This is a genomic window from Hydrogenophaga laconesensis (assembly GCF_031457235.1).
GTDB classification, from domain to species: Bacteria; Pseudomonadota; Gammaproteobacteria; order Burkholderiales; family Burkholderiaceae_C; genus Hydrogenophaga; species Hydrogenophaga laconesensis.
This window is the reverse complement of sequence record NZ_JAVDWE010000002.1, coordinates 336,626-358,833: the sequence shown is the minus strand read 5'-3', so window position 1 is coordinate 358,833 and position 22,208 is coordinate 336,626. Positions and strand designations below refer to the sequence as shown.

The window sequence follows — 22,208 nt, the reverse complement described above, 5'->3', positions numbered from 1 at the left end:
TTCTCAACGGGGGGGCAGTTTCTCGCGCAAGGCGGCGCGCTCTTCCGGGCTCAGGCGGGACAGCATCTCCCGGCGCTGCTGCAACAACTGGCGGCGCTCCTGCGGCGTCATGGCCTGGATGCGTTCCCGCCGCTGCTCCGCCAGGTCCTGCCGCTCCTCGGTCGACAGCGACTGCCAGCGTTCGCGCGTCTGGCCCGCGAGGGCCTGGCGCTCGGCGGGCGTGAGCTGCTCCAGCCGCTCGCGCACCCGGGCGCGGTAGGCCTGGCGCTCGGCGGGTGTGGCGGCCGCCAGTTCGCGCTGGATGGCAGCGCGCCGTTCGCTCTGCTGTTGCGGGGTGAGGCGAGCCCAGGCCTGGGGATCGGGGACTTCGGGTGCGGCGTGGACCGCACCGGTCCACAGCACGGCAAGGCTCAGGCAGGTGCGCAGCAGGGCGTTGCGCATCATGCCCTCCACAGGTCCTGCGTGGCCATCGGCGCGCCGGGCAGCACACGTGCCATGGCCGCCTGGCCCACACCGAGGTGGCGCTGCACCAGTGGGGCGAGCAGGCTGCGCACGTCGCGCGTGGGGCGCAGGTCGCGGCCGTCCAGCAGCGCCTGGCGGCCCAGGCCGGGCCAGTCGGTGAGCACACGGCCGCCGGCCACCGCACCACCGGCGAGGAACGCCACCCCCCCGGTGCCATGGTCGGTGCCGCCGCTGCCGTTGAGTGCGACCGAGCGGCCGAATTCCGTCATCACCAGCACGCTGGTGTCGGCCCAGCGCTCACCGAGCGCCTCGCGCAGTGCGGCCAGCCCGCCGTCGAGCGCACCCAGTTGCCGTTGCAGCCGCCCGACCTGTTGCGTGTGGGTGTCCCAGCCGTCGAAGTCCAGCCAGGCCACGTCCGGCCCGCCGGGTTCGGCGAGGAAATGCCCGGCCTGGCGGGCAAGGACCGCGAACGCCGCCGCGCTGCCGGCACCGCCGCCCATGCCAGGCCCGCGTGTGCCCGCGCCCAGCGTCTCGCGCTGCGCCAGTGCCTGTTCGAGCAGTCCGGCCAGCGCCGGATCGTTCGCGTACGTCTGCGCGATGCGCGCCATCAGGTCCGCATCGGGCGCGGCCCCGCGCGTGGGCGTCCAGGTGCTGGCGCCGCGCGCGCCGCGCAACGCGACCGGCATGGCGGGGCTCAGGGCCACGCCACGCTGGCCACCGGTTTCCAGCGCGCGGCCCAGCCAGCCCGTGGCGAGTTCGAAGGGCCGCTGCCCCCCGCTCTCCAGTAGTTGCTGGGCGTCGAAGTGCGATCGCTCACGGTACGGGCTGGCCACGGCGTGCGCCACCAGCAACTGGCCCTGGGTGTACCAGCCGTGCAGCGTGGGCAGGGCCGGGTGCAGCGCGAACGTCGCGTCCAGCGGCAGAGGTGCTACCGGGTTGGCGGTGGGGGTGTCGGGTGGCGGCCGCAGGCTGTTCCACTGCGGGTCACCGATGGCGGGCACGGCGGCCAGGCCGTCCAGCGCGCCGCGCAGCATCACCACCACCAGCTGGCCGCGCGCCTGCGGCGTGGTCGCGAAGGCCGCCCGCATGCCATGGCCGCCCAGCAGCAGGCCCGCGCCAGCGGCCTGCAGCCACTGGCGGCGGCGCCAGCCGGAGTCGGGCGGCAGGAGGGTAGACGGTGCGTGTGTCATGGGCGCTCCAGGGGGTTCAACGGCGCTGGAATTCGGGGCTGGCAAGCAGCAGCGTGAGCGCCTGCGCGCCGCTTTCGGCGCGCGCGATCTGCTGCCGGCTTTCGCCGGAGAGGGCGGGGCCCCAGGCCAGGTCGGCGAGTTGCCGTGCGTCGGCCAGGTTGCCGTTGGCGCGGCCCACAGCCATCGCCCATTCGACCCGCTTGAGCAGCGCATCGGGGCCGAGCCAGTCGTCGTGCCGATCGGGCCAGCCCTGCGGCGAAGGCGCGCGGCCCACGGGCTGGCCCATGGTGGTGAGCGCGGCCTGCGTGCGTTCGGGCATGCCCACGGGCAGCTGCAGCAGGCGGTGGGCCGCCAACATCAGCTCTTCCGGCCGGCGCACCTTGCCGGGCCGGTGCGGGGCCCAGGCCAGGTCGTGGTCGAACAGTGCGTCGGCCACGGCGAGCAGATCACCGTCGGTGTCGCGGTAACGGCGCGCCACCGCCTGCACCAGGGCGGGCGGCGGGTCGTCGGTGACAAAGTGGCGCGCCAGCTTGTCGGCCAGGTGCTCGGCGGTTGCCGGGTGGCGGGCGAGGTCGGCCAGCACCTCGTCGAGCGCCTGGGGACCTTCGCGGTAGGTGCGCCCCATCACCTGCTTGCTGCCGGGGTCGTGCAGCGCGGGAACAAAGCCGGGCTCGGGCCGCTGGGCGTTGCCCACTGTCCAGCCGGTGAGCAGGCGCGCGAGTTCGCGCACGTCGGTCTGGGTGTAGCCACCGCGAACGCCCACAGTGTGCAGCTCGAGCAGTTCGCGCGCGAGGTTTTCGTTGAGCCCGCGTCCGCGCCGCTGGCCCTGGCGCGAATCCGGCCCGATGGACTGGGCGTTGTCCAGGTACAGCAGCATGCCCGGGTGCACCGTGGCCGCGCGCAGCAGGGTGACGAAACGCCCTGTCGCGTTCGGCCGGATTGCCTCGTTCTCGAACGGCCACACCATGCCCAGCGTGGCGCCCTTGGTGGCCGACACGGTGAAGTGGTTGGCCCAGAACATCACCCAGCGTTCGTACACCGGCGTGGGGGTTTCGATCTGGTGCTGCCAGCGCCGCCGCAGCGCCTGCTGGTTGCCTTCGCGCAGCTGCCGGCGCGGCTCGCTCATCGGCACCGCCATCTGGCGGAGCAGGCGCGTGGTCTCCGCCACCGCCGCGCTGTCGGGCAACCCGCTCGTGTCCAGCAGCGCGGGGCGCCGCAGTTGCGATGTCACCCAGGCACGGGGTTCGGTGCCCACGCTGGACAGGCTGCTCTGGCTCAGCCCAAAACGGTGTGAGGCGATGGCCGGGGCGAGGGCGGCGTCGGGTGCCATGGTGGGTGAAGGGGCGGTGGTCTTGGGGGTGAGTGTGCCGGTTGAACCCGCCGGGCGGGCAGTTCTTACGCTGTCGCCTTCAAACCCGAGTGGTGAGCAGGGGCATTCGGGGCTGGCCGTAAGCACGGACCGGCTTGGGCGGTTCAAGCGTCACCGGACCTGTGTCCGGCAGCCCGTCCATCACCGAGGAACCCCATGTTGAATCGCACCCATTTCCTTCGCTCCGTTGTCGCTGTCGGCCTCATGGCCCTGGGCGCCACGGCCGCCCTCGCGCAGGGCCTCACCGCCGGCGCGCTGCAGGCCGAGCGCGTGGACAACCGCCAGGACCGTCAGGAGGCCCGCATCGAGCAGGGCGTGGCGTCGGGCGAACTCACACGCCGCGAAACCGCACGGCTCGATGCGCGGGAGGCGCGCATCACGCGCATGGAACACCGCGCCGAGGCCGACGGCAAGGTCACCGGCCGGGAAGCCGTTCGCCTGGAACGCGCGCAGGACAAGGCCAGCCGCCGCATCGCGCTGCAGAAGCACGACCGGCAGCACCGCCCGATGCCCTGAGCCGGCCTCAGGCTTCGAGGATCACCTGGAAGCCGCCGTAGATCATGCGCTTGCCGTCGAACGGCATCTGCATGTTCTGCAGGCGCGGGTCTTCCATGAACTTCTTCATGCCCTCGTCGCGCGCGGCGCGCGAGGGCCAGGTGACCCAGGAGAACACCACCGTCTCGTCGGGCTTGCGCTGCACGGCCATGGGAAACGAGGTGAGCTTGCCGTCCGGCACGTCGTCGCCCCAGGTCTCCACCACGTCCAGCGCGCCAAACTCCTTGAAGATCACGGCCGCGTCCCTGGCGTGCCTGAGGTATTCCTTCTGCTTGTCAGTGGGCACGGCGGCCACGAATCCGTCGATGTATTTCATGCCTGTCTCCTTTGAAGGGTGAACAACGGCTGGCGCGGACGCGCCTCACCTCATCTGACGACGAACCAGAGGGTCGGGAATCGACAACCGGTCAGGACGCGCGTCGCCCTGCCACGGGGGCGTGCCCGGCGATCACTTCCGCGACCCAGTCGATGAACACGCGCAGCTTGGCACTCACGTGGCGGTTCGGCGGGTAGGCCACGTACAGGGGCATGCTGTCCAGTTGCCAGTCGGCGAACAGGGGCACCAGCTGGCCGAGTGCCAGAGGCTCCTGGGCCATGTAGGCCGGCAACCACAGGATGCCGAGCCCGGCCAGCCCCGCGGCCAGGTAGGCGTTGCCATCGTCCACCGACAGCACGTGGCGTCCCTGCACGTCGACCCGCTCGCCGTCGCGCTGCATGGCATAGGGCATGGGCCTGCCCGTGCGGGCCCAGATGAAACCGACGATGCGGTGGTGCGTGCCCTCCAGCTCCTTCGGGTGGGATGGCGTGCCCGCGAGCGCGAGGTAGGCGGGCGCCGCGTACACGCCGAGCGGCAGATCGCCCACGCGGCGCGCCATGAGCGACTGGTCCCGGAGTTCGCCACCCCGTACCACGCAGTCCACGTTCTCGCCGATCAGGTTCACCACGCGATCGCTCACGCCCATGTCGAGCTGGATGTCGGGGTACCGCGCGAAAAAGCCTGGCAGGGCGGGCACCAGAATCGACCGCGCCAACGGGCTGGGCACGTCCACCCGCAGCCGGCCCCGGGGCTGCCTGGAGGCGCCGGAGAGGCTGGTCTCCGCGTCGTCCATGTCCGCCAGCAGGCGCAGCACGCGCTCGTAGTAGGCGGCGCCGTCGGCCGTCACGTTGACCTTGCGGGTGGTGCGGTTGAGCAGCCTGACGCGCAGCCGCGCCTCCAGTTGCTGCACGAGCTGCGTCACGCTGGTCTTGCTCATGCGCAGCGTGTCGGCGGCCCGGGTGAAGCTGCCCGTCTCCACCACACGCGCAAACGCCTGCATCGCATCAAAACGGTCCATGGGGCCTCCCGCCGTCCTCAGATTGTTTGGATTCCGCAAACAGTGATTGTGGGATGTGCGGCTTTATCCGCGTGGCCGGTCTGCCTAAAGTCCCTCATCACCATCACGCCCGAGAGGGCACGCAAACACAAGGCATCTGTCATGGTCACACGCGACGTTGTATTTCCCCCCGGGCGCCAGGCGCTCTATGAAAAGAACCGCTATTCGCCCGCGATCCGCTCCAACGGTTTCCTGTTCGTTTCGGGCCAGGTCGGCAGCCGCGAGGACGGCTCGCCCGAGCCCGAACTCGGTGCGCAGGTGCGCCGTGCATTCGACAACCTGAACGCGATCCTGAAAGCCGCGGGATGCAGCTTCGACGACGTGGTGGATGTGACGGTCTTCGTGGTGAATCCCGAGGCGAATTTCGAGACCATCTGGCGCATCGTGCCCGAGTACTGGGGCGCAGCGCCCCACCCGACGCTCACCGGCATCGGCGTGACCTGGCTCTACGGTTTCCAGTTCGAGATCAAGGTGATCGCGAAGCTGCCGGAGAGCGGGGCGGCCTGAACGCCCAGCCGCGTCACGGCACCCCGGCTTGCTCGAAGCGGCGGCAGAAGCGCTGCGCCGCCGCCTTGTCGGGCAGCTCGATCCGGTCCTCCAGTTCATCGAGCAGGTCCATCACGGCGTCATTGGCCTTGTACTTCTTCTTGAGCCGCGCGAGCTGCGCGTCCGTGCCGGCGCAGGCCCGGCAGACGGCGCGGTCGATGTCGCGCTGCCGCGCCTTGTCCGGGCTGGCCTCGCCGCGCCAGTGGTCGCATTCCTCGCGCCTTTCGAGGAAGGTGCGCAGGTCGATGGGATGCTCCTTCGCCACCGCGGCGGGCAGCGGCCGGCAGACAAGCAGCGTGAGCGCGGCGAAAAGCAGGAAGGGCAGCCGCGGGGCGTGCCGCCTCACTTCTTCGGCTTGGCGACCGCCCGACCGTAGTCGACGGACATCTTGTCCATGTAGTCCAGGGCGGCCTTGTGCTGCTCGGCGTGGAACTGCATCAGCTTCTCGAACTGGTCGGCGGCCACCTCGAACGGCACGCCAGCACCGCGCATGGAATCCAGCAGCGCCTTCTGGGACTTCAACACCATCCACCACGCTTCATGCGCCTGTTGGGCGGCGGCCTTGGATTGGTCCCAGAGCGTTTTGGCCATGTCGGCCTGTGCTTTGTCGATCATGTGGATCTCCAGCTTCGTTGACGGTGGACGGCAGGTGTCGGGCTTGAGGGCCCTGACGAAGAATAAAGGCAATGCCGCCCGCTGGATACCCTGTTTTTTCAGTGGGCGGCGGCCTCGCCGGGAAACACGAACTCCGGCGTTCGTGTTGCCGCGATGGGCGGAGGAATGTCGGGCACGAAGCGCGTGCCCGCATCGCCGGTGTCTGAAGCCACCTGTGTTGTCTCTTTCATTTCTGTTCGCTCTGTGACGACATGGCCACACCGTGCGAAATGTAGAGACGAATCGGGTTCGGAATCGGCACCGAAGTTAAGGCGCCGTTAACCACAGCGACACAATCGGGCAGGGGCCGTTGGCGATCACCTGCTCGTGGCCGCCTGCTGCGTGAACGCCAGCGCCACGAAATCCACGAAAGCCCTCACCCGTGCCGCCAGCTGGTGCCGCTGCGGGTACACCGCATGGATGGATGCGTCGGGCGTGGCGTACTGCGGCAGCACCTGCACCAGCCGGCCGTTGCGCAGATAGCGTTCGATGTCCCATTCGGCGCGCATGAGGATGCCGTGGCCGTCCAGTGCCCAGTTCACCGCGATCTCGCCGTCGTTGGTGGTGAGGTTGCCGCGCGTCTTCACCGCCTCGGTCCGGGCCGATTTGCCGCGCCCCTGCGTGAGTCGCCACACGCCATACGCTTCCTCCCCCTGCCGGATGCCGATGCAGTTGTGCCGCGTGAGGTCGTTCGGCACCTTGGGCATGCCGTGCTTCGCCAGGTAGGCGGGTGAGGCGCAGAGCAGGCGCCGGTTGGGGGCGATCTGGCGCGCGATCATGCGCGAGTCCGGCGGCGCACCGAAGCGGATGCAGACATCGAACGCGTCGTCGGTGAGCGGCGGCGGGTTCACCGAGAGCTGCAGCTGCACTTCCACCTGCGGGTGTTTGCGGACGAAGCGCGAGATGAGCGGCGCCACATGGCTGCGCCCGAAACCCAGCGTGGCGTTCACGCGCAGCAGGCCGGTGGGCGTGGAGCGTGACACCCCCAGCAAACCTTCCATGTCGTCGATCTCGCCCAGTATGCGGCGCGCGTGTTCCAGGTACACCTCGCCCTCGGGTGTGAGGCCCATGCGGCGCGTGGTGCGGTTGACGAGCGAGACACCCACGCGCGATTCCATCAGCGCCAGGTGCTTGCTCACCGCTGGCGTGGTGATGCCGAGTTCGCGCGCGGCGGCGCTGAGGCTGCCGGCGCTGGCCAGCACGGAGAAGAAGCCCAGGTCGGCGGGTTGGATGGCGGCACTCATGGCGATCTCACTGTTGAATTCAGGTTAACGGTGGATTCACTTTATCGGTGTTTCGGTGACCTGTCGAATCCCTACAGTCTGTCCATCGTTCCCACTTCTACAGAGAGACACCATGAAGACGTACGCCATCGCAACCATTCCCGGAGACGGCATCGGCAAGGAAGTCGTGCCTGCCGGCCGGCAGGTGCTGGAGGCGCTGGCAGCCACCAGCTCCGCATTCCGGTTCGAGTTCCAGGACTTCGACTGGGGCGGGGACCACTACCGCCAGCATGGCGTGATGATGCCGGCCGATGGCCTCGATGCGCTGCGTGGCAAGGACGCCATCCTGTTCGGCTCCGCGGGCGACCCGGACATTGCCGACCACATCACCCTCTGGGGCCTGCGCCTGAAGATCTGTCAGGGCTTTGACCAGTACGCCAACGTGCGCCCCACGCGCATCCTGCCGGGCATCGACGCGCCGCTCAAGCGCTGCAGGGCCGAAGACCTGAACTGGGTGATCGTGCGCGAGAACTCCGAGGGCGAGTACGCCGGCGTGGGTGGCCGTGTGCACCAGGGCCACCCGATCGAGGCCGCCACCGACGTGACCATGATGACCCGTGTGGGTGTGGAGCGCATCATGCGTTTCGCGTTCAGGCTGGCGCAGTCGCGGCCCCGCCGGCAACTGACCGTGATCACCAAGAGCAACGCGCAACGCCACGCCATGGTGATGTGGGACGAGATCGCGGTGCAGATCGCGAAGGAGTTTCCGGACGTGCGCTGGGACAAGGAGCTGGTGGACGCTGCCACGGCCCGCATGGTGAACCGGCCGGCCACACTGGACACCATCGTTGCGACCAACCTGCACGCCGACATCCTGAGCGACCTGGCCGCCGCGCTCGCGGGCAGCCTGGGCATCGCGCCCACCGGCAACATCGATCCCGAACACCGCTACCCCTCGATGTTCGAGCCCATCCACGGGTCGGCCTTCGACATCATGGGCAAGGGCCTGGCCAACCCGGTCGGCACCTTCTGGAGCTGCGTGATGCTGCTTGAGCACCTGGGCGAAGCCGAGGCGGCCAGGCGCCTGATGGACGCCATCGAGCAGGTCACCGCCGACCCTGCGCTGCACACCGGGGACCTCGGTGGCAAGGCCACCACCGCGCAGGTGACGCAGGCCGTGTGCGACCTGCTCACCGCGAGCCTGCAGCGCAAGGCGGCTTGACCCCTGTTGATTTCGCGCATCCCGCGCAACGACCGGGCAGTTCGCCCGGCGACACACAGGCACATCGTGCCCACAGGAGACAGACATGACATCCCTTCGCCCTTTCTCGCGCCGCCGCATCCTGCAGGGCGCGGCCCTGGCCGCCGCCATGACCGTGACCGGTGCCATGGCCCAGACCTGGCCCAGCCGTCCGATCACGCTGATCGTGCCGTTCCCGGCCGGTGGCACCACCGACGTGTTGGCCCGCGCACTGGGCGAGCGCCTGCAGCAGAGCCTGGGGCAGCCGGTCGTGATCGAGAGCAAGCCGGGCGCGGGTGCCACCATCGGCGCGGACTTCGTGGCGAAGTCCCGGCCCGATGGTTACACCTTGCTGGTGGGTGCGGTGCACCACACCATCGCCTCCAGCGTCTACAAGAAGCTGCCGTACGACTTCCAGAAAGACCTGGCGCCGATCACCACCATCGCGATGGTGCCTAACGTGCTGGTGGTCAACGCCAGCACCCCGGCGAAGAACGTGGGCGAGCTGGTGGCCCTGCTCAAGGCGGAGCCGGCCCGCGCGAACTACGGCTCCAACGGCAACGGCACGGCGCAGCACCTCATCGGCACGCAGTTCCAGAACAACACCGGTGCGCCGCTGATGCACATCGCCTACAAGGGCAGCGGCCCGCTGGCGACCGATCTGCTGGGTGGTCAGATCCTGATGTCGTTCGACACCATCACGCCGGTGCTGCCCCACATCAAGGCCGGCAAGCTGCGCCCGCTGGCGGTGACCACCGCCACGCGTTCGCCCGCATTGCCCGATGTGCCCACGCTGGACGAAGCCGGCCTCAAGGGTTTCAACATCGGCACCTGGTTCGGTGTGCTGGCGCCCGCCGCGACACCCAGGGACATCGTGGCGCGACTCAACACCGAGATGGTGAAGATCATCAAGTCGCCCGAATTCCGCCAGCGCATGGCCGACATCGGGGCTGACCCGATTGGCGACAGCCAGGAACATATGGCCCAGACCATCAAGGCAGAAACGGAGAAGTTCGGCAAGCTCGTGAAAGAGGCAAACGTGGTGCTGGAGTGAGCGTTTACGCCTTCGCACCCGGGTGCGCCACGAGGATCGACTCCACCGTGCCGCCATAGCGCGCCAGGCCCTGCAGCAGCACGTCGGCTGCCTCGGGGCCGATCTCCCGGATCATCTCGCGCTCGGCCTTCTTCACGGCCTGGCCAAAGGCCTTGAGCCACGCGCGCCCTGCGTCCGTGAAACGCACCGTGCGGGCCCGCTTGTCGCTCGGATCGGCCTCGCGCACCACCAGGCCCAGCGTTTCGCACTGGTCGATCAGCTCGGTCATGGCCGCGTTGGTCATGCGGGCGCGGCGTGCCAGTTCGGTGATGCGGGTGCCCTCCAGATCGAGATGGCGCGTCAGGTTCACGTGCGAGAGGCGCGTGTCCGCATGACCGGCGTCGGCCATGAGTTCGAGCACGCGCGACTCGAAGCGCGTGACGGCGTTGCCCAGCACGCGGCCCGCGTTGCCCAGCCGCCAGGCATCGGGCGCGGCACGCCGGGGTTTGGTGACATCGGTTTTCATGCGTACAATGAATTTGCTTAGGTAGCCTAATCAAACGAAACATGGAGACAGGTGTGGCGGATTCCCTGACCCTGGAGCAGGCACAGGCCGAGGGCCGTGAACTGCAGGTGGACGTGCTGGTGGCGGGCGCGGGCCCCTGCGGGCTGATGCTGGCCAACGAACTCGGCCTGCGCAATGTACCGTGCCTGCTGGTGGACCCGAAAGCCACCACCGCCTTCAACCCGCAGGCCAACGCGACGCAGGCGCGCACCATGGAGCATTTCCGCCGCATCGGGATCGCAAGGCAGGTGCGGGCCCTCGGTCTGCCAGGAGACCATCCGACCGACATCGCCTACTTCACCCGCTTCGCCCGGCACGAGCTGGCGCGCCTGCGCCTGCCGACGGCGGCCCAGGCGACGGAGCAGATCAAGACCATGACCGGTTCGTGGAGCGCGGCCGAACTGCCGCACCGCGTGTCGCAGAAGTTCGTGGAGGCGGTGTTGCGCGAACACGCGGAGCTGCGCACCGGCCAGCGCATCCGCTTTGGCTGGCGGCTGCAATCGTTCGAGGACACGGGGGATGAGGTGGTGGCGCAGGTGGTGCCCGTGGTCGGCGGCAACGCGGTCACGGTGCGTGCGCGGTACCTCGTGGGTGCCGACGGTGCGCGCAGTGGCGTGCGCAACGCGCTGGGGATCGACATGGGTGGCGCCACCGGGCTGCAGCGCCAGTTCATGGGCGGCAAGATGTTCGCGATCTACCTGCGCGCCCCCGCGTTCTACGAACGTTTCCCGCACGACATCGCCTGGATGTACGTCTCGGTGAACCACGAGCGGCGCGTGTTCATGGCTTCGGTCGACGGCCAGGGCGAGTTCGCCTTTCATGCGGCGGTGCACCCGCACGAAACACCGGAGGACTGGACGCACGAGGACGCGCGCCGCATCTTCGCGGAAGCCAGCGGCATGGACATCGACATCGAGATTCTGTCCACCGGTGTGTGGATCGCCGGCCACTCGCTGGTGGCCGAACGCTATCAGCACGGACGCGTGTTCATCGCGGGCGATGCGGCGCACCTGTTCACGCCCACCGGTGGCCTGGGCTACAACACGGCGGTGGGCGACGCGGTGAACCTGGGCTGGAAGCTGGCCGCCGTGCTGAAGGGCCAGGCCACCCCCGCATTGCTCGACACCTACGAGCAGGAGCGACGGCCCATCGGCCTGCGCAACACCGCCTATGCGCGCGAGTTCGCCGACTCCGTGGGCCTGTTCGAGGTGACGCCCGCGCTGGAAGCCGACGACGCCATCGGCGCGCAGCTGCGCGTGCAGGCGAGCGAGGTGCTGGGCGCGCACGTGCGGCGCGAATTCAACATCCCAGGGGTGACGTTCGGCGAGCGCGTCGATGCTTCCCCCATCGTGTTCGGTGACCCGGCCCTGGCACCCGAGGATCAGGCCAACGCCTACCTGCCTTCGACCCAGCCGGGTGGACGCCTGCCCCACCGCTGGCTGGCGGGCGGGCTTTCGCTGTACGACCGGCTGGGCTTCGAATGGACGGTGCTGGCTCCGCTCCACGCGGTTGCCGAGGCCGGTCGCATGGCCGAGGCGGGCCATGCGGCAGGGCTGGATGTGACCGTGGTGACGCTGGCCGCGGACGAGGCCGATGGTCTGCTGGACGACGGCCTGTTGCTGGTGCGGCCCGATCAGTTGATCGCCTGGCGCGGTACCGATGCGGCGGACGCCGCCGCCGTCTGGGCCCGCGTGGCCCGCTGCCGCTGATCGCGGCCGCGTTCCTGAAACATCGGGCCTGCCGCACGCCGGGTGGGCCTTTGTCTCCGTCGGGGTTGACCGTTGGCGGCCACGGTGCTGGCGTCGCCTGCGCGACTTTTTCCGGGTAATCCCGGTGCATGTTGCGGGTCGCGGGTCGCATAACCGTGTCCCTGTTCACGGTTCGCGCGGGCAGGCCACGATTCCCTACAACGACAGGAGACAAGCTTGAAGACACCTTACAGACTTCGCATGGCGGTTTGGGCGGGCACGGCAATGCTCGCGGCGTGTGGTGGCGGTGGAGGCGGCGGAGAAGTGCCGGCGCCGCCCCCACCGGTACCGGAAGAAACCCGCGCGCAGGACAGCCGAACCTTCACTCCCGCGGACCCGACCGCCACGACCTTCGCCGCCATGGCCGGCGTGACGCAGGGCACGCACCGCTGGGCGGGTGTGCTCAATGGCGCGGCCTATCGCATCGAGGTGCCCGCGACGGGCTGGAACGGTCGGCTCGTGATGTACGCGCACGGTTTCCGCGGCGAGGGCTCGACGCTCACCGTCTCCAACCCGTCCATCCGCCGCTACCTGATCGAGAACGGCTATGCCTGGGCCGCGTCGAGCTACTCGACGAACTACTACGACGTGCGTGCGGGCGTGGAAGACACCAATGCACTCGCGCTCGCCTTCAATGCCATCGCCGCCGCCAACGGGCAGGTGCTGCCCGCGCCCACGCGCCTGTACATCACCGGTCATTCCATGGGCGGCCACATCACCGGTGCGGCCATCGAGGACGAGGCCTACGCGACCGCCAGGAACAAGGTGCGTTACCACGGCGCCGTGCCCATGTGCGGCGTGATGGGCGATGTCGAACTCTTCAACCGTTTCGCGGGCATGCAGGTCACTGCGCAGGCGCTCGCCGGGGTGCCCAGCTACCCGACGGACAAGTGGTCGGAGATCCAGGGACTGGTGACCAGCACGCTGTTCACCACCTTTCCGACGGCACCCACCGCGCAGGGCGTCAAGTACCTCTCGGTGGTGAAACACCTCACCGGTGGGGAGCGTCCCATGTTCAATGAGGGCATCGCGTTCGGCGGCAGCTTCCCGTCCGCGTACGGCACCTTCGGCAGCGACGGCTCGGTCACCGGCATCCTGAACCGCAACGTCCTCGACACCAACGCGCTGTCCTACCTGATCGATGGCGATCCGGCGGGCACCACCGCGTTGAACGCCGCGGCAATCAAGCTCACCGCCGCGCCCGATGCCAACCGCCTGCGCCGCGACGGTCTGCGCTGGATCCCGGTCATCCATGGCGAGTTCACGATTCCGGTGGTCTCGATCCACACGCTGGGCGATCTGTTCGTGCCCTTCAGCATGCAGCAGGTCTATCAGCAGCGCGCGGCGGCCAAGGGCAACAGCAACTGGCTGGTGCAACGCGCCATACGCGGTGCCAGCCATTGCGATTTCACGGTGGCCGAACAGGTGAAAGCCTTCTCGGACATGGTGGCCTGGGAGCAGGGCGGTCCGAAGCCGGCGGGAGACGACGTGGTGACACCGGCCACGGTCGGGGCGTCCAGCTACGGTTGCACCTTCACCGACAACACGCTGGGGGTGGACGACGGGGCACCGGTGCCGGCCCTGCGTGCGGGCATCGCGATGAACCCGGCCAATACCTGCCCTCCGTGAGGGAGAACCCGTACCTGCCCGCGCGTGCGGGTGGGTGCGGCGCGGTGAAGTCGATGAGCGGTTGAATCCGCGTGCTCAGCGATGGCACCTCCGTGGGAGAGGACCGATAGCATCGAAAAGCGACCCACCCTGGTGTGAAGCTCGCGCCCACGATCGCTACAACCGGAGCCCCCACATGCCCTTGTCGACCCCTTTGCCCGGCATTTCGCGCCGCCATTTCAACGGCCTCGTGGCTGGTACCGCCCTGCTCGGCGCACCCAGCCTGCGCGCGCAGTCGGGCAACCGCATCGTGCTCGGGCAGTCGGCGGCGTTCACGGGCGCGGCGGCGCAACTGGGCATCCAGTTCCACGCGGGCGCCAAACTCTTCTTCGATCAGATCAATGCGCAAGGGGGCGTGAACGGACAGCGCATCGACATCGTGCAGCTTGACGACGGCTACGAGCCCGACCGCTGCGCGGAGAACACCACCAAGCTGATCACCAGCGACGTGTTCGCGCTGTTCGGCTACATCGGCACGCCCACCAGCCTGGCCGCACTGCCGCTGGCGATCAAGGCCCAGACCCCGTTCTTCGCGCCTTTCACCGGTGCCATGGGCCTGCGCGCGCCGTTCAACAAACTGGTGTTTCACCTGCGCGCTTCGTACAACGACGAGACCGCGCTGATCGTGCGCCAGCTCACGAACCTCGGCCTGAACAAGATCGCGGTGTTCCACCAGAACGACAGCTACGGCAAGGCCGGCCTGGACGGCACCCTGCTCGCGCTCACGGCGCGCAACCTCAAGCCGGTGGCCACCGCCACGGTGGAGCGCAATTCCGTGGACGTGGCACAGGCCGTGGCCACCATCAACGCCGCCAAGCCCGACGCGGTGGTGCAGATCAGCGCCTACAAGTCGTGCGCGGCCTACATCCGCGCCGCGCGCGCCGCGGGTTACGGTGGCACGTTCTACAACGTGTCCTTCGTCGGCACCCAGGCCCTGGCCGATGAGCTGGGCAAGGACGGTGCCGGCGTGGTGATCTCGCAGGTCGTGCCCACGCCCTACAGTGCCTCGCGCCCGATCACGCGCGAGTTCATCGACACCATTGGCAAGGGCGGCAACAAGGTGCAGCCCAACTTCTCCAGCATGGAAGGCTTCCTCGCGGCGAAGCTGTTCGCCGAAGGCTTGCGCCGTGCAGGTTCCCGCGTCACGCGCGAGAGCTTTATCAGCGGGATGGAGGCCATTGGCGAAACGTCGCTGGGCGGTTTCCAGATTGCTCTCAGTTCGGGCAACCATGTGGCTTCGCGCTTTGCGGAGCTGTCGATGCTCACCGGCGACGGCAAGGTCCGAACCTGATCCCTCAGCGGATGGCCGCGTAGCGCTGTTCCATTTCCTGCCGCATCGTCCTGCGCAGCTGGGCGGCGGCATGGCGGCGGTGCTCATCGGGCGTGCCGGGCTCCAGCGGCGGCACAGGCGTGGGCTTGCCATGGTCGTCCACCGCGATCATGGTGAAGAAGCAACTGTTCACATGCCGCTGCACCTGCGTGCGGATGTTCTCCGCGATCACCTTGATGCCGATCTCCATGGACGACGTGCCCGTGTGGTTCACGGCCGCCAGGAAGGTGAGGAGCTCGCCCACCTGGATGGGCTGCCGGAACATCACCTGGTCCACGCTGAGCGTGACCACGTAGGACGACGCGTAGCGGCTGGCACAGGCAAAGGCCACCTGATCGAGCAGCTTGAGCACGGTGCCGCCGTGCACCTTGCCCGAGAAGTTCGCGGTGTCGGGTGTCATCAGCACCGTCATGCTGAGCTGGTGGCGAGGGAGTTCCATGCGGTGTTCCAGATGAGGGAGGTGGATCGTGGGATGGCATGGATTCTGACAAGCAGAATAAATTGATTGCAAATATTTGGATATTCGGGCTATTCTGTGGCCCCCTTGGGAACCCGCCACCCTTTGACCACCCCTTCAGGAGAACATCATCAACACCCGACTGCTTTCCCTGACCGTTGCCTGTGTGATGAGCGCCGCCGCCTGGGCCGGCCCACAGGACCCCTCGCCATTTGATGGCACCCGTTATGCGCCTCAGAAGGCGCTGTACGACTTCAACTTCGCCAGGCCGTTGGAGGGCAAGGCGGCCTTTGGCTACATCAAGAACCACCTGCGCGCGATCAAGGAGTACGGTGACCCGGCCAAATCGCACATCGTGATCGTGGCGCACGGCAACGAACTTCACGCGTTTTCGCGGCTGAACCGCGCGGCCTATCCGGACATGTACGACGAGCTCAAGGCGCTCAAGGAGGCGGGCGTGACGATCCGCGTGTGCAGCAATGCCGCGCGTTCGCGGGGCTACAAGCCCGATGAGTTCTACGACGTCATTACCGTGGTGCCGGCGGCCGTCATCGACCTCGCGAAGTGGCAGAACGAGGGCTACAGCTACATGTACGCCGAAATGTTCCCGCGCCTGACGCGCGAGGAACTGGTGAAGCAGACGGTGGAGCTGCAGTAACGCCAGCGGCCGTGTGTTGCGCCGCGGGTGTCAGCGGGCGTCGGGGTCTCCGTCTCGCGGAACCAGCGCATCGGCGGCGCGCAGCCCGTCGGCTTCGGTGCGGTAGAGGTGCAGGCGTGGTCCGTCATCGAGGTGGCCGGCCAGCCGCAGCACGTTTTCCACCGGGAGCTTGATGCCCACAAGGTGCAGGTCGATGCGCTGGCTGTCCAGCTGCTGGCGCAGGCGCCCGAAAGCTTCCGCGCCGGTCGCGTCGATCCAGTTGATGGGGTGGGCGATCAGCATCACGTGCCGTGTGTCCGGGTGGGCGGCGATGTGCTCGGCCACCGCGCGTTCGAAGCCGCTGGCGGTGGCGAAGTCCAGCGCGGCGTCCATGCGCAGGGCATACAGCTGCGGCGCCAGCGGCGGCAGTTTCCAGAGGTGGCGGTCACGCAGACTGCCGTCCGGGTGCAGCCCCACTTCGATGATGCGCGGATGCAGTCGCAGGTAGAGGAAGTGCGACAGCGCCATGAGCACGCCCGCGAGCACGCCCCAGTACAGGCGTGGCGCCGCCAGCACCGTCACGGCGAAGGTGATGCAGGCGATCACAGCTTCCACCCGCGAGAGCTTCCAGAGCTGGGCGAAAGCGCGCGGCTTGATCAGGCCCAGCACCGCCACCACGACGATGGCCGCGAGCACCGCCAGGGGTACGTGGTGCAGCAGGGGAAGGAACAGCAGCAGCGTGATCAGCACCACGGCCACCGAGAAGATCGTCGCCCAGCCCGTCTTCGCGCCTGCGTACAGGTTCAGCGCGGAACGCGAGAACGACGAGCTGGTGGGAAATGCACCGCTCAGACCTGCCGCCAGCTTGCCCAGGCCCTGGCCGATCAGGTCCTGGTCCTGGTCCCAGCGCTGGCCGCGTTGCCCGTTGTCGACCTTGGCGCTGGACGCGGTCTCCAGAAAGCTCACCAGGGTGATCACCAGCGTGGGCACAACGAGCTGCCCCAGCGTGGCCCAGCCCGGCCAGCCCGGCCAGTAGGGCGCGGGCAAGCCCTGGGGCAGGGCGCCGATGACCGCGCCGCCCATGCCCTGGAAGCCAATCGCGTAGCTGATCGCCGCACTGGCGACCACCACCGTCAGCACCGTGGGAAAGCCCGGGCGCCAGCGCCGGGCCAGCAGCAGGATCGCGGCACTGCCGACCCCGAACGCCAGCGACGGCCAGTGCACGAACGGTTGTGTGAGCAGCGTGTCCCAGTTGGAGAAACCGAGCAGGGCGGGCAGCTGCGACGCGATGATGAGCACCGCCGCCGCCTGGGTGAAGGCCATCAGCACCGGCGAGTTCACCAGGTTGAGCAGCCAGCCAAAGCGCGCGAAGCCCAGCACGATCTGGAGCAGGCCTGACAGCAGGGCGAGCCACACGGCCAGCGCCACCCAGCGCGCCGAGCCGGGTTCGGCCAGGCCCGCCAGCGAGGCGCCCACCAGCACGGCGGTGAGTGCCGTGGGGCCGACCGAGAGACGGGGCGATGCGCTGAACAGCACGGCGACCAGCGCGGGGAGCAGCGAGGCATAGATGCCCGTGACCAGCGGCATGCCGGCCAGCGCGGCGTAGGCCACGCCCTGCGGGATCACCATCAGGCCGACCGTGAGGCCCGCCATGGCCTCGCCGCGCAGCAGAGGCGCGTCCGGACGCGGCCAACGCAGAAAGGGAAGCAGGCGTTCAAGACGTGCAGACATACCGTTGATCGTACTGAATTGCAGGGCGCTCGCATGCGGGCACGCGGTTCGTGCATCCACTCTTTCGCTTGGTGCTCATTCCTGCGCAGATCGATGACCAGACGCCACCGCGCAGGAGGAACCGGTCACCCTTGCGCAGTTTCCGTTCTTCCGCCTTGGGGGCTGCGCCGTGGTTTCGAGCATCTTCAGCATATTTCAGAGCGCCTTTGTGCACACCGACAAGGATCCCACTGCGGGCGTGCGGCAGCGGCTGGCGTCCATGCCGGCGTCGCAAGCCGAGGCGATCGTGGCCAATGACGACCTCCGGGGTTTCCTCAAGGCCGTGTTCAGGCTGCATGAAGAGAAGCGCATCCCGGCAGAGGAGTGGGCGGAGATTGCCCATTTCCTCATGGGGGTGAGGGGACAGACACCCCGTTCCGTGCTGCATCTGAACGCGCAATGGCCGGGTGCGGTCGAGTCATGGGGCACGGTGCGCGATCTGCTGCGCACGCCCCGCGCGGGTGCGATGGAACCAGCGTCCAAGACAGTCGCCAAGTTGCAGGCGCTGCTGGCCTACCTGAAGCAGAACGCCCGCAAGCAGTCCTGGTTGTCGCATGGTTTCCATGTGGAATTCAACAAGATGAGCAACGACCGGATCGCCATCGCGTCGCGGCGCATGGATGTGCTGCAACTGGCCACCACGAGCATCGGCCCGATGGATCGCGAGCAGTTGCAAGCCTGCCGGCAACGCATTGCGGCGGTGATGGAGCTGCTGCCACCGGACGATTACCCTTGCATTCGCGATTCACTGTCCAGGCTGTTCAATGAAGCGAACTGGCAGCTGGCGCTGTTCCGCCCACCGAAGGCGGGCACGCCGCCGCCTTCCGGCGAGCGACCGCTCAACGCTGAGGCATGTCCCTGACCGAGTAGCCCAGGCTCACCGTGGCATCCGCGGGTATGGGCGGAACGCTCGCATCCCAGGCCAGCCATTGTTCGCGCATGCGGACCAGCCGCTCGGGCTCACGTGCCATCAGGTTGGCGCGTTCGCGTTCATCCATGGAAATGTTGAAGAGGTACTCGTTGCCGTCCACCCGCAGGTATTTCCAGTCGCCGTCGCGCAGGGCACGCTGGCCGCGGTGGTTCATCCTCCAGTAGAGGGGTCGCTCGAAGCGCTGAGCCGGGTCGCGCAGCACCCGCAGGAGGCTGACGCCATCCAGTGGCCAGTCGGGGTCGGCCTGACCGCCACCGGCCTCCAGCACTGTCGCCGACCAGTCCATGCTCATGCAATGCTGCGTGCTCACCGAGCCGGCCGGGATGGCCGCCGGCCAGTGCGCGATCCAGGGCACGCGGATGCCGCCCTCGGTCAGGTCCATCTTGCCGCCGACCAGTGGCCAGTTGTCCGAGAAACGCTCGCCGCCGTTGTCGCTGGTGAAGACGACCAGCGTGTTTTCTTCCAGGCCGTGTTCGCGCAGCGCGGCCATCAGCCTGCCGATGCCCTCGTCCATGTGGTGGATCATGCGGCGGTAGGTCTGCACATCGCCACCGTGCAGGTGGAACAGGTTCTTTGCAACGTCGCTCGCCACATGGGCGTCGTCGCGTGTTTCCCAGGGCCAGTGCGGCGCCGTGTAGTGCAGGCTGAGCATGAACGGCTTGCCGGCCTTCGCGTCGGCGGCGCGCTGGTGCACGTGGTCCACGGCGCGTTGTGAGAGCACGTCGGTGAGGTAGCCCACCTCGTGGTGCTCTTCCTCGTCGACGTAGAGATCATGTTCACCGCTGGACGAGCAATGGGTGAAGTAGTCCACCCCACCGGCCATGATGCCGAAGAACTCGTCATAGCCCGAGCGGCGAGGGCCGAATGCGGGTGGGTAGCCCAGGTGCCATTTGCCGATGAGGGCCGTGTGGTACCCGGCCTTCTTCAGCAGCGATGGCAGCGTGGGCACCTCGGGCGGCAGGCCCAGCGTGGTGCTGCCCTTGCTGCGGCTGTTGATGGGCTCTTCCATCGCGCCGCGCAGGCGGTACTGGTAGCGCATGGTCATGATCGCGAAGCGCGTGGGGGAGCACACGGGCGAGTTCGAATAACCCTGCGTGAACCTCATGCCGCCAGCGGCCAGCCGGTCGATGTTCGGTGAAACGGCGCCGAAGTCCGCCTCGCGGCCGCCATAGCAGCCGAGGTCGGCATAGCCCAGGTCGTCGCAGACGATGTAGATGAGGTTGGGGCGTTGTGCCTGTGCCATGAGCCGCTCACTCCACCTTCATGCCGGTGGCTTTCACGATCGGGCCGTAGCGGTTGTACAACGCGTCGATGCGCTGGCTGGCCTGGGCGCCGGTGAGGCCTTCGAAGAAAAGGTCGAGGTTGGCCATGCGGGCCTGCACGTCGGGGCGCTTGAGCGCGTCGATGATGCCTCTCTGCAGGCTCTGCGCGATGGGCTCGGGCGTCGCGGCGGGCACCATCACGATGTAGAGCACTTCCTGTTCCAGGCTCTTGAGGCCGGCTTCCGCCACGGTGGGCAGCTCGGGCGCCAGGCGAGAGCGCTGACGGCTGGTGACGGCCAGCGCGGTGATCTTGCCGGTCTGGACGTGCGGCAGCATGCCCGGTGTGGCGAGGACACCACCGTCCACCTCGCCCGAGAGCACGGCGGTGACGGCCGGCGTATTGCCACGGTAGGGGATGTGGGTGATTCTGGCGTGCGTGGACTCCTTGATGACCTCCACGGCCAGGTGGCCGGGACTGCCGCTGCCCGCCGAGCTGAAGTTCACGCCCCTGGTCTTGCCGCCTTCGATCATGTCGGCCAGTGTCTTGAAGCCGGTGGACGGGTTCACACCCACCAGCAGTCCCGACGACGCCATCACCACCAGCGGCTTGAGATCGGCGCGCCTGAACGGCATGTTCGAGTACAGGTGCGGGTTGACCGTGAAGGTGGTGTCGATGCCGAACAGCACCGTGTAGCCATCGGCCGGCGCGCGCGCCACTTCGGCGGCACCGATGTTGCCGGCCACGCCCGCCTTGTTCTCCACCACGAACGGCTGCTTGAGCGTCTCCTGCAGCACCGCGGCCACCGAGCGCGCAAGCAGGTCGGAGGGGCCTCCGGCCGGAAAGTTGTTGACGAAGCGCACCGGCTTGTTCGGGTAGGTGTCCTGCGCGGCGGCGAATGGCAGGGCGGCGGCCGCAAGCAGGGCGAAGGCGAGGCGGAGGGCAGGGATCTTCATGGGAGCGGATGGATGGAAAGAAGAGGAAAAGAAACGAGGCTTGATCACGTCGGAGTGCAATCCGCACCGAAAAAAGCAATGGCCTCCAGAGGCCGCAAGGGTCCGGCTCTGCCGGCCCGTGCTGCCGTCCTTCCTCGACGCGCCGAAGGCGCGCCACGGAGGGGAGAGGCCGCGCAGCGGCGCAGGGAGGTGTTCATGGCTGGTACCCCGATTTCTGAACCACCGGCGCCCACTGCGCGCGGTAGGCGGCCAGCATGCGGCTGGTCTGTTCGGGGGTGCTGGCCACCGGGCCCAGGCGCGCGTCGTTGAAGCGGCGAACGGTCTCCGGGGCCTGCATCACCTCGCGGATCGCCTGGCCCAGTTGCGCCACGCGGGCGGCAGGCATGCTGGCCGGGGCGAAGAAGGTGTTCCAGCCATCAGCGCTGAGGTCCAGCCCAGCTTCCCTGAAGGTGGGAATGGCGGGCGCGAAGGGCGAACGCTTCGCGCTGGAGACCGCGAGGATGCGCACCTTGCCCGCCTCGTGTTGCGGCAGCAGGGTGTCAAAGGTGTCGAAAGCCACCGGAATCTGTCCGCCCATGAGGTCGGTGAGCAGCGGGCCGGAGCCTCGGTAGCCCACCACCTGCGCTTTCACGCCGGCCTTGTCGCCCACCATCAGGCCGAAAAAATGCGGCAGGCTGCCGGTGGCCGGGACGCCGAAGTTGGCCTGTTCCGGGTTGGCGCGCAGCCAGGCCAGCAGGTGGTTGAGCTCGCGCACCGGCACACCCGCACCCACCGCCACGGCGAACTCGTAGCTGCTCGCCTGCGACACCGGCTGGTAGTCCTTCTCGGGATCGTAGCCCGCGTCCTTGAACACCAGCGGCGCAACCAGCATCAACGCCGGGTTGGCCAGCAGCAGCATGTTCTGGTTGGCGGGCGTCGTCTTGAGCTGCTGGGCCGCGATGCGCCCGCCACCGCCGGTGCGATTTTCCACGACCACGGTCAACCCGAGCCTGGGGCCGAGCTTGTCCGCCACGAGGCGCGCAACGCGGTCCGACGAGCCTCCCGGTGCATACGGCACCACCACGCGCAGCGGTCCTTCGAGGGGTTGGGCGCGGGCGGGCAGGGCGGAGGATGCGGCGAGCGCGGCGGTGAGGGAAAGCAACTGGCGTCGCGTGGTCATGTCTTGTCTCCAGGAGGGGCCCGGGTGTTCCCGGTGCAGTCCTTCATGCTATGGAGGGACAATCAATTGCAGAAATCAATCA

Annotated in this window: 24 protein-coding genes; 9 read left to right on the top strand and 15 right to left on the bottom strand. The window is 68.2% G+C overall.

Translation table 11 applies throughout. From position 1 onward, the window contains the following. Positions 1 to 3 precede the first annotated feature (3 nt). The 3 genes from J2X09_RS06090 to J2X09_RS06080 are packed head-to-tail and all read right to left on the bottom strand — an operon-like array spanning position 4 to position 2,982. The gene (locus J2X09_RS06090) at positions 4 to 444 is read right to left on the bottom strand and encodes a DUF3106 domain-containing protein (protein ID WP_204732653.1); all 441 of its coding nucleotides are present in this window, start codon (positions 442 to 444) and stop codon (positions 4 to 6) included. Continuing rightward, positions 441 to 1,652, bottom strand: coding sequence for a DUF1501 domain-containing protein (locus tag J2X09_RS06085; RefSeq protein ID WP_204732654.1), 1,212 nt, complete (start codon positions 1,650 to 1,652; stop codon positions 441 to 443). The genes J2X09_RS06090 and J2X09_RS06085 overlap by 4 nt, the downstream gene beginning before the upstream one ends. A 16-nt stretch (positions 1,653 to 1,668) precedes the next feature. Then, on the bottom strand, positions 1,669 to 2,982 hold the full coding sequence (locus J2X09_RS06080) for a DUF1800 domain-containing protein (protein ID WP_204732655.1): 1,314 nt from the start codon (positions 2,980 to 2,982) through the stop codon (positions 1,669 to 1,671). 195 nt (positions 2,983 to 3,177) lie between these two features. Here J2X09_RS06080 and J2X09_RS06075 point away from each other — a divergent pair, with 195 nt between their 5' ends. Next, on the top strand, positions 3,178 to 3,537 hold the full coding sequence (locus tag J2X09_RS06075) for a hypothetical protein (protein ID WP_204732656.1): 360 nt from the start codon (positions 3,178 to 3,180) through the stop codon (positions 3,535 to 3,537). A 7-nt stretch (positions 3,538 to 3,544) separates the two neighbouring features. Here J2X09_RS06075 and J2X09_RS06070 read toward each other — a convergent pair whose 3' ends face one another. Both J2X09_RS06070 and J2X09_RS06065 read right to left on the bottom strand, forming a co-directional pair. Next, positions 3,545 to 3,892, bottom strand: a complete 348-nt coding sequence (locus J2X09_RS06070; protein WP_204732657.1) for a DUF1428 domain-containing protein — start codon at positions 3,890 to 3,892, stop codon at positions 3,545 to 3,547. A 91-nt stretch (positions 3,893 to 3,983) separates the two neighbouring features. After that, on the bottom strand, positions 3,984 to 4,910 hold the full coding sequence (locus tag J2X09_RS06065) for a LysR family transcriptional regulator (RefSeq protein WP_204732658.1): 927 nt from the start codon (positions 4,908 to 4,910) through the stop codon (positions 3,984 to 3,986). Positions 4,911 to 5,051: 141 nt separating this feature from the next. Between J2X09_RS06065 and J2X09_RS06060 the strand changes: the two genes are divergently transcribed. After that, on the top strand, positions 5,052 to 5,456 hold the full coding sequence (locus J2X09_RS06060) for a Rid family hydrolase (protein ID WP_204732659.1): 405 nt from the start codon (positions 5,052 to 5,054) through the stop codon (positions 5,454 to 5,456). 13 nt (positions 5,457 to 5,469) lie between these two features. Here J2X09_RS06060 and J2X09_RS06055 read toward each other — a convergent pair whose 3' ends face one another. The 4 genes from J2X09_RS06055 to J2X09_RS06040 all read right to left on the bottom strand — a co-directional run bounded on the left by J2X09_RS06055 (position 5,470) and on the right by J2X09_RS06040 (position 7,393). After that, a complete protein-coding gene (locus J2X09_RS06055; RefSeq protein WP_204732660.1) occupies positions 5,470 to 5,841 on the bottom strand; it encodes a hypothetical protein in 372 nt (123 codons plus the stop codon). Next, complete coding sequence (locus J2X09_RS06050; protein WP_204732661.1) at positions 5,838 to 6,110, bottom strand: hypothetical protein; 273 nt, start codon at positions 6,108 to 6,110, stop codon at positions 5,838 to 5,840. The genes J2X09_RS06055 and J2X09_RS06050 overlap by 4 nt, the downstream gene beginning before the upstream one ends. Positions 6,111 to 6,208: 98 nt before the next feature. Beyond that, complete coding sequence (locus tag J2X09_RS06045) at positions 6,209 to 6,340, bottom strand: hypothetical protein (RefSeq protein ID WP_310307741.1); 132 nt, start codon at positions 6,338 to 6,340, stop codon at positions 6,209 to 6,211. 126 nt (positions 6,341 to 6,466) lie between these two features. After that, on the bottom strand, positions 6,467 to 7,393 hold the full coding sequence (locus J2X09_RS06040; protein WP_204732662.1) for a LysR family transcriptional regulator: 927 nt from the start codon (positions 7,391 to 7,393) through the stop codon (positions 6,467 to 6,469). A 112-nt stretch (positions 7,394 to 7,505) separates the two neighbouring features. Between J2X09_RS06040 and J2X09_RS06035 the strand changes: the two genes are divergently transcribed. Continuing rightward, entirely contained in the window at positions 7,506 to 8,594 is a 1,089-nt protein-coding gene (locus tag J2X09_RS06035) for a tartrate dehydrogenase (RefSeq protein WP_204732663.1), read from the top strand. Positions 8,595 to 8,679: 85 nt separating this feature from the next. Continuing rightward, complete coding sequence (locus tag J2X09_RS06030; protein ID WP_204732664.1) at positions 8,680 to 9,666, top strand: Bug family tripartite tricarboxylate transporter substrate binding protein; 987 nt, start codon at positions 8,680 to 8,682, stop codon at positions 9,664 to 9,666. A 4-nt stretch (positions 9,667 to 9,670) separates the two neighbouring features. Here J2X09_RS06030 and J2X09_RS06025 read toward each other — a convergent pair whose 3' ends face one another. Continuing rightward, positions 9,671 to 10,171: a MarR family winged helix-turn-helix transcriptional regulator gene (locus J2X09_RS06025; RefSeq protein ID WP_204732665.1), complete on the bottom strand. Its 501-nt coding sequence runs from the start codon at positions 10,169 to 10,171 to the stop codon at positions 9,671 to 9,673. A gap of 53 nt (positions 10,172 to 10,224) precedes the next feature. Between J2X09_RS06025 and J2X09_RS06020 the strand changes: the two genes are divergently transcribed. The 3 genes from J2X09_RS06020 to J2X09_RS06010 all read left to right on the top strand — a co-directional run bounded on the left by J2X09_RS06020 (position 10,225) and on the right by J2X09_RS06010 (position 14,917). After that, positions 10,225 to 11,919 carry an FAD-dependent monooxygenase gene (locus J2X09_RS06020; protein WP_310307737.1) on the top strand — a complete coding sequence of 565 codons (1,695 nt, stop codon included), beginning with the start codon at positions 10,225 to 10,227 and terminating at the stop codon, positions 11,917 to 11,919. Positions 11,920 to 12,159: 240 nt separating this feature from the next. Then, a complete protein-coding gene (locus J2X09_RS06015) occupies positions 12,160 to 13,587 on the top strand; it encodes an alpha/beta hydrolase family protein (protein WP_204732975.1) in 1,428 nt (475 codons plus the stop codon). Positions 13,588 to 13,762: 175 nt separating this feature from the next. After that, on the top strand, positions 13,763 to 14,917 hold the full coding sequence (locus J2X09_RS06010) for an ABC transporter substrate-binding protein (RefSeq protein ID WP_204732667.1): 1,155 nt from the start codon (positions 13,763 to 13,765) through the stop codon (positions 14,915 to 14,917). 4 nt (positions 14,918 to 14,921) lie between these two features. On the opposite strand, the gene J2X09_RS06005 is transcribed toward J2X09_RS06010, so the two are convergent. Beyond that, a complete protein-coding gene (locus J2X09_RS06005) occupies positions 14,922 to 15,395 on the bottom strand; it encodes an acyl-CoA thioesterase (protein ID WP_204732668.1) in 474 nt (157 codons plus the stop codon). Positions 15,396 to 15,582: 187 nt separating this feature from the next. Between J2X09_RS06005 and J2X09_RS06000 the strand changes: the two genes are divergently transcribed. After that, entirely contained in the window at positions 15,583 to 16,071 is a 489-nt protein-coding gene (locus J2X09_RS06000) for a DsrE family protein (protein ID WP_310307734.1), read from the top strand. Between the two features lie 30 nt (positions 16,072 to 16,101). Here the strand turns inward: J2X09_RS06000 and J2X09_RS05995 are convergent, their stop codons facing one another. Then, positions 16,102 to 17,781 (bottom strand): SulP family inorganic anion transporter, encoded by a 1,680-nt coding sequence (locus J2X09_RS05995; protein ID WP_204732669.1) that lies wholly within the window; start codon positions 17,779 to 17,781, stop codon positions 16,102 to 16,104. Between the two features lie 208 nt (positions 17,782 to 17,989). Here J2X09_RS05995 and J2X09_RS05990 point away from each other — a divergent pair, with 208 nt between their 5' ends. Beyond that, positions 17,990 to 18,682, top strand: coding sequence for a hypothetical protein (locus J2X09_RS05990; protein WP_204732670.1), 693 nt, complete (start codon positions 17,990 to 17,992; stop codon positions 18,680 to 18,682). On the opposite strand, the gene J2X09_RS05985 is transcribed toward J2X09_RS05990, so the two are convergent. The 3 genes from J2X09_RS05985 to J2X09_RS05975 all read right to left on the bottom strand — a co-directional run bounded on the left by J2X09_RS05985 (position 18,660) and on the right by J2X09_RS05975 (position 22,126). Beyond that, complete coding sequence (locus J2X09_RS05985; RefSeq protein ID WP_204732671.1) at positions 18,660 to 19,994, bottom strand: sulfatase family protein; 1,335 nt, start codon at positions 19,992 to 19,994, stop codon at positions 18,660 to 18,662. The genes J2X09_RS05990 and J2X09_RS05985 overlap by 23 nt on opposite strands. A gap of 7 nt (positions 19,995 to 20,001) precedes the next feature. Beyond that, positions 20,002 to 20,967, bottom strand: a complete 966-nt coding sequence (locus J2X09_RS05980; protein WP_204732672.1) for a Bug family tripartite tricarboxylate transporter substrate binding protein — start codon at positions 20,965 to 20,967, stop codon at positions 20,002 to 20,004. A 193-nt stretch (positions 20,968 to 21,160) separates the two neighbouring features. Beyond that, positions 21,161 to 22,126, bottom strand: coding sequence for a Bug family tripartite tricarboxylate transporter substrate binding protein (locus tag J2X09_RS05975; protein ID WP_204732673.1), 966 nt, complete (start codon positions 22,124 to 22,126; stop codon positions 21,161 to 21,163). Positions 22,127 to 22,208 lie beyond the last annotated feature (82 nt).